Annotated in this window: 6 protein-coding genes and 1 pseudogene; 2 read left to right on the top strand and 5 right to left on the bottom strand. The window is 71.8% G+C overall.

The genetic code is table 11. From position 1 onward, the window contains the following. Positions 1-433 precede the first annotated feature (433 nt). Together ACGF12_RS33325 and ACGF12_RS33320 are read right to left on the bottom strand one after the other, a co-directional pair. Entirely contained in the window at positions 434-1171 is a 738-nt protein-coding gene (locus ACGF12_RS33325; RefSeq protein ID WP_393038541.1) for an MBL fold metallo-hydrolase, read from the bottom strand. A gap of 86 nt (positions 1172-1257) precedes the next feature. Further along, complete coding sequence (locus tag ACGF12_RS33320) at positions 1258-2208, bottom strand: saccharopine dehydrogenase NADP-binding domain-containing protein (RefSeq protein WP_393038538.1); 951 nt, start codon at positions 2206-2208, stop codon at positions 1258-1260. A gap of 142 nt (positions 2209-2350) precedes the next feature. Here ACGF12_RS33320 and ACGF12_RS33315 point away from each other — a divergent pair, with 142 nt between their 5' ends. Both ACGF12_RS33315 and ACGF12_RS33310 read left to right on the top strand, forming a co-directional pair. Next, positions 2351-2830 (top strand): MarR family winged helix-turn-helix transcriptional regulator, encoded by a 480-nt coding sequence (locus ACGF12_RS33315; RefSeq protein WP_393038535.1) that lies wholly within the window; start codon positions 2351-2353, stop codon positions 2828-2830. Positions 2831-2976: 146 nt separating this feature from the next. Then, positions 2977-3809: pseudogene (locus ACGF12_RS33310) on the top strand (zinc ribbon domain-containing protein); the annotation flags it as partial. Between the two features lie 75 nt (positions 3810-3884). Here the strand turns inward: ACGF12_RS33310 and ACGF12_RS33305 are convergent. From ACGF12_RS33305 to ACGF12_RS33295, 3 genes are all read right to left on the bottom strand, one after another. Beyond that, on the bottom strand, positions 3885-4043 hold the full coding sequence (locus tag ACGF12_RS33305) for a hypothetical protein (protein WP_393038533.1): 159 nt from the start codon (positions 4041-4043) through the stop codon (positions 3885-3887). Between the two features lie 185 nt (positions 4044-4228). After that, complete coding sequence (locus tag ACGF12_RS33300; RefSeq protein ID WP_393038530.1) at positions 4229-5002, bottom strand: NADase-type glycan-binding domain-containing protein; 774 nt, start codon at positions 5000-5002, stop codon at positions 4229-4231. A 528-nt stretch (positions 5003-5530) separates the two neighbouring features. After that, positions 5531-6097: a phage tail protein I gene (locus tag ACGF12_RS33295; RefSeq protein WP_393038527.1), complete on the bottom strand. Its 567-nt coding sequence runs from the start codon at positions 6095-6097 to the stop codon at positions 5531-5533. Positions 6098-6121: the final 24 nt, after the last annotated feature.

Raw genomic sequence — 6121 nt, 5'->3', positions numbered from 1 at the left:
GGAACGGACGCTTCCTTCGGACCGCCTTCCAGCGGGCCCTCCGGGCGCTTCGTTCTTTCGTGTTTCCAGCTTATCAGATGTTTTCCGCTCCGTTTCCGGGGCTTCGTTCATCCAACTCGCCGGTGTCTTCCGGGTTTTGACGCCCCGTCCGACGTTTCAAACTCTAGCCGACCCTCGCTCCGAAAAGCGAATCCGGCCGCAACCCGATAAAACGCACACACCGATTCAACACCTGACCGCAACGCGACAACGCGAAACGGCCGGCGAGGACCGGGAAGTGATGGTTCAGAGGATTGGCCGCCCCGGGACCGTCCGCGCAGTTGCGTGTCCGGTGCTCCCAGTCGAGCGACTGGGAGACAGTACCCCTACTCAGCGCCCGAGACAAATGCCCAGCCCGGACCACGGTGCTGCGGCGCCCTCCCCTCTCCTGCCGCTATCGAATGCCGCCGGCCACCGCCAGCCGTGCGGCCTCCGCCAGACCGTCCCGCCATGGTTCACCGTGGCCCGGCAGGACCGTGTCGATCTCGTATTCGGCAACCTTCTCCAGGGAGGCCAGCGCCGCCTTGCTGTCCTGGGTGAAGGCCTGGCAGATGACGCAGGGCCCGACGCGGTCGGCGACCGCGTCGTTGGTGACCAGGGCGTCGCCGGTGAAGGCGAGGGAGGCCTCCGGGAGGAGGTAACTGGTGCTGCCGTGCGTGTGCCCTGGGGTGTGCACCGCCAGGGGCAGGCCGGGGACGTCGAGTCGGGTGTCGTCCGCGAAGGTGCGGAGCTCCCGGACCGCCGGTGTGCGGAGCGCGCCGCCCCGAGCCAGATGCAGTGGTGCCCGCAGGCCGCTCGGGCGGCGGACCGCGTAGCCGAGGAGGGAGCGCTCGGGGCGCCAGACCTGGTTGAGACGCCGTGGTTCGGTCAGGATCGGCGCGTCGGACTCGTGCACCCAGACGTCGGCCCCGGATTCCACGCGGACCCGCTCGGCGAGGCCCACGTGGTCCGGGTGGCCGTGAGTGATCAGGACCGCCGCGATGTCGGTGACGGGTCTGCCGAGACCACGTAGTGCCCTGAGCAGGCCGTCCCAGTGCGCGGGCAGTCCGGCGTCGATCAGCACCAGGGCCGGGCCGGTGTCGACGAGGTAGAAGTTGACCAGGTCGTCGCCCAGCCGGTGCACGGTGGGCATCGGGGAATCGGCCGGGGAATCGGTCGGGGACTCGGTCGAGGAATCGGTCGGGAACTCGGTCGAGGACTCAAAGGCGCTCATCCGGATCACCGGCCCAGCTGGATGGTGGTGGCGGGCAGGGCCGCGACGCGCTCGGCGCCGAGCAGTCGCGCCGCCGTCCGGGCGCCCGGGGGCGGGCCGTCGAGCAGCGTGACCGCGGCTGCGGCGGCCAGGGCCGCGGTGAAGGCGAATCCCTCTCCCGTACTCAGCTCGGCGACGTGCCGTCGGCCGTCCCCCGCGGTGAGTTCCGCGTAGGCGTAGGAGCGGCCGTCCGTCCCGGTTCCCCCGCGCGGAGCGGCGTACGCGGTCACGTCGGGCGCGCCGCCGGCGTCGCGCGCCGCCTCCAGATCTCCGGTCGGCACGGGAATCACCGTCCGTCCGACGCCGCCGAAGGTGAGCGTCGTGGCGCCGTCGCCGAGCCGGAAGCGGACCAGCTCGCCGGCCCGGTAGACGGTGGCGCCCTCGGCCGCGGCCTCGGCCACCGTGGCGCGGACGCCCTCCGTGTCGTACGCGGTGGTGGCGGCCGACGCGACGACCACGCGCGCCGGGTCCGCCATCCGCTCACGCAGGGTCAGCACCAGCGCCTCCGTGGCGGCCGGTCCGAAGCCGGCCCCGGTGACGAGCGCGACGCCCCGCTCGCGTGCCTCGGCGTCGCGGTCGAGCAGGGCGCGCACGGCGGCCCGCTCGTTGGCGAGGTCGACGTACGCCGTGCCGGCGTCGAGGCAGGCGTTCACCACGGGCGGGGCCAGGCGGGTGAACGGGCCGACCGTGTTGACCAGTACCTTTCCCGCCCGGGCCGTCGCGGCCAGCAAGGCGGGGTCCGCGAGGTCCGCGGCCAGGACGGTCACCGCCGTGCTGTCGAACCGCGCTGCGATCGACGCCAGTCGGCCCGCGTCCCGGCCGACCAGCGTCACCGTCCCACCCTGCTGGACGAGCTGTCCGGCGATCAGGTTGCCTGCGGTGCCGGTGGCGCCGAGAACGACGAAGTCGGATCGCATGATCGTGCTCCTTCCGCCCGAACGGGCTTCCGTCGATGACGGGACAACAATGACACAACATCGATGTCATGTCATCAATGTCGTGTCATTGATATGCTGGCCCCACACCCGCTCAACCGATGGACGAAACGAAGGGCAGCCCGTGACCGCCGACCACAGCCGCACCACCCGGGCTCCGCAGGACGAACTGCGCTACCTGCTCCTGGCCGCCCAACGCGAGGGCAGCCGCCGGCTCGGCGACGCCCTGCGCCACCTGGGCCTCACCCCCGCCCAGGCCGAGGTGCTCGACGTCCTCGCCGCGCACCAGCCGGTCACCCTGGCCGCCCTCGGGCGGCTGCTGGTCTGCGAACAGGGCAGCCCCAGTCGGCTGGTCGACTCCCTGGTCCAGCGCGACCTGGTGAGCCGGATCCCACACGAGCAGGACAAGCGCGCCGTCCTCATCCAGCTCACCGACGCCGGACGCACTCTGGCCGCCCAGCTCGGCGACGCCACCACACGGCTGACCACCGAGATGGCGGCCCGGCTCACGGCCTCGGACGTCGACACCCTGACCGCCCTCCTGCACACCCTCCTCGACGGCACCGACGCCGCCCGGGCCATCCGCAGCCGATACCCGCACTGAGCGGCCCCGGACAGCGGGGCCGAGGTGAACGGGCCGGGGCCGTCCGCCACCCGACCGGGCGCACCGCTACCTGAAGAGGCGGTCGCCGCTGTTGGCCATGCGGTGGGTGGAGCCGTGGCGGTTCACCCAGTCACGGACGAGGTTGACGTGGCGTTCCGCGTGAGTACGAGTTGCGCAAGCACACCTATGCCGAGTTGAGGGCCCGTGGGCTCGGGTCGCAGGCCGCGCAGCATGTGATCAAGAAGGTTCGAGACGCCTACACGACGTTGAAGGCGAACATCCGGGCCGGGAACCTCGGCAAGCCAAGCAGCAAGCGCCGGACCAAGGCCGAGTCCAAGCCGATCGCCTTCCGGCCGGATGCCGCGCAGCCATACGACGATCGGTGCTTGTCCTGGCAGTTGGACGCGCGGACCGTAAGCATCTGGACCACTTCCGGACGGCTCAAGGGCGTGCAGTTCGCCTGTTCGCCGGATGCGCTCAAGATCCTACGCGACCACCGCAAGGGCGAGAGCGACCTGATCCAGCGTGACGGCACCTTCTACCTGATCGCCACCTGCGACGTGCCCGAAAGGCCACTCAACGAGAACCCTGCCGAGTTCCTCGGCGTAGACCTCGGCATCGTCAACATCGCCACCACCAGCGACGGCACCCGCCACGCCGGGCGCGGCCTGAACCGGCACCGCAAGCGACAGCTCGACCTTCGCAAGAAGTTGCAGGCCAAGGGAACCAAGTCCGCGAAGCGGCTGCTCAAGAAACGCGCCCGAAAGGAAGCCCGGTACGCGGCGGACGTCAACCACCGCATCAGTGCTCCGAGTGCGGCCACATCGACCGGAAGAACCGGCCGAACCAATCCGAGTTCGCGTGCCGCGCCTGCGGCGTCATCATGCACGCGGACTACAACGGTGCCCGCAACATCGCCGCTCGCGGCGCTGCCGCGTGGACAGCGGGGCGTCAGTCATGCGTCCCAGAGCCGGCCTGACGGCAGCTCTCAGACGTGGGAGGCCACGCGACAGCCAGCCGCGCTCTACCCACAAGCCCGGCCCTCCAGGGCCGGTCAAGTTGACTTCCGCGCACGTGTTGTAGGTGCTTCGGTGCAGTTGTCGAACCGCCCGATGATGTCGCCGTAGCCCATCGTCCGGCGACCGTTGGGGATACCGGAACTGGACCGATTGAACGCGTTCTGGGCCCGGTTGCGGGTGCCGATCGTCGTCATGCCCTCCAGGCTCTTCCAGCCCCGGCCGCCGACGTCCGGGGTGTTGCCGCCGTGGTACTCGTAGAGGCCTGGACATGCTCACATCGCCAACTGTGCGCTGCCCAACAGTAATTGGTCGATAAGCGGGGTCGGCTGTCCGCAATGCGCCCACACCTGGCGGATGGTGCAGGTGCGGTGAATGTCCGTCAGGTGCGTTTGAAGAACTCCACCTCGGCCAGGGCGATGGCACGGCCGGGGCCGGTTCCGGCGGCCTCGCGGACGGTGAGCTTCACCTGGACGACGTCGCTGATCCCGGTCGCCACGGTCTGCGGGCCCGGCTGGTCGTTGAGCGTGATCTGTTGCCGGTGCACCTCCCCGTCCGAGGCCGTGACCTCCAGGGCCAGGACGACGGGACGGGCCTGCTGCTGGTAGCGCTGCGGGTCCGCGGAGTCGCCGGTGTGGACGATCAGGTCCACCAGCCGGAACGGGGTGCGGAAGCCGAAGGTGATGGAGTCCCCGATCGCGGGTGCTCCCCAGTAGGTGTTGGTGAGGCCGTCGTCGGCCGCGGTCGCGGGATGGCCCTCGACCGCGGCGCTCGCCGAGGCCTGGGCCGGGGTGATCGGCGCGGTGCTGCGGAGCTTGTCCAGCACGTCCTGGAAGACGTCCTTGCCCATCGGGTAGAGCAGGATCCCGCCGACCACCACCGCGACCAGCACGAGCAGCGCGATGGTGCGGCGCAGCGCGTTGCCCGAACCTCCCATCCGCACCCGGCGCCGGAACGGCCAGCGGGTACGCCACCACGGCAGCTTCGGCGGAGCCGCGGTGTCGGTCAGCGGTGCCGCGCAACGGCGGCAGAAGCGCCGATCGGGCAGGTTGGGCGTGCCGCACCGGGGGCAGGGCGGGCCGTCCTGGGCCTCGTCGGCCGCGGACGCCCGGACGACCGGGCGTGGTGCGACGGGCTTGGCGGGCTGCACGGCCACCGGATCGGCCTGCGGTTCGGGGGCCGGAGCCGCTTCGGGATCCGGCGTCGGAGCCGGTTCCCGGGCAGAGATCGGGGCCGGGGTCGGTTCGGGCGCCGGAGCCGGAGCTGGAGCCGGCCGCACGCGGATGGAGGTCGAGCTCGGAGGCTCGGCCTCCGCCGGGACCGCCGGCTCCTCGTCGGGCGGGGTCGGCGTTTCGACGGTCGGGGCGGGCGGCTGCTCCCTCCTGGCACGCGTCACCCGTCGCGACACCGCGCGCCAGGTGGACTCGGTGCGCGCAGTCTCGGGAGCAGCGGGCTCGGCAGGCGCAGCGGGCACAGCGGGCTCGGCAGGCGCAGCCGGTGCAGCGGGCGCAGGCGTAACACGCTCAGCGGGTGCAGGCGAGGGCGAGGGCGCCGCCGCGGGTCCGGCAGCCGGAGCCGCCGTGGCGGCGGCGCCGCGCGACCACCCCAGGTACGCACCGCAGTTGCCGCAGAAGTCGTCCCCCTCCCCGTTGGCCGTTCCGCAGTCGGGGCACACCGGCATCCGTCAGTCCTCCACTCGCCCGGGTGGGCCGGGCAGGATCTCCACCCGGCAGGTCAGGTGGACCGGGCAACCCGCCCTGACGACGGACAACACCTGGTCCTCGTCCAGCCCCGGACCGTCCAGGGGCCAGACCCGGATCAGCACCTCACCGCTCAGCGCGGGGAGCGGCGGGGCGGCGCCGGGGACGGTCGACCAGGAGACGCCGCCGCCGTCCGTGATCTCGGCACCGGCGCCGAGCACCAGGCGCAGCCGCTCGGTGAGGCCGCGCCGGGTGCCGCGCCACCGGTGCAGTTCCACCGCGCGTTCGACCACCGCGCGGCGCACCTCCTCCGGCCAGGCCGGGTCGACGTCCACCGCGACCCAGGACGCCAGCCAGTCGAGGAAGTCGGCCGGCGCGAGGCGGGGCTGGAAGTAGGCGGGCAGGTTGTCCAGAGTGGCGAAGACCGGGGCGAGGACGGTGTCCAGGCCGGCCGTGAACCGCTGGGCGAAGTCGTCGTCGGCGAAGAGCGCGGGGAGCAGCTCGCCGATCGGGTGCGGACTGGACAGTCCCGGGACAGCGGCCCTACTCATGCGCCCCACCTCACGATGACGAAC

It is taken from the genome of Kitasatospora sp. NPDC048296, assembly GCF_043201815.1.
GTDB lineage: Bacteria > Actinomycetota > Actinomycetes > Streptomycetales > Streptomycetaceae > Kitasatospora.
The sequence above is the reverse complement of the archived record's forward strand: the minus strand, read 5'-3'. Positions and strand labels throughout refer to the sequence as shown.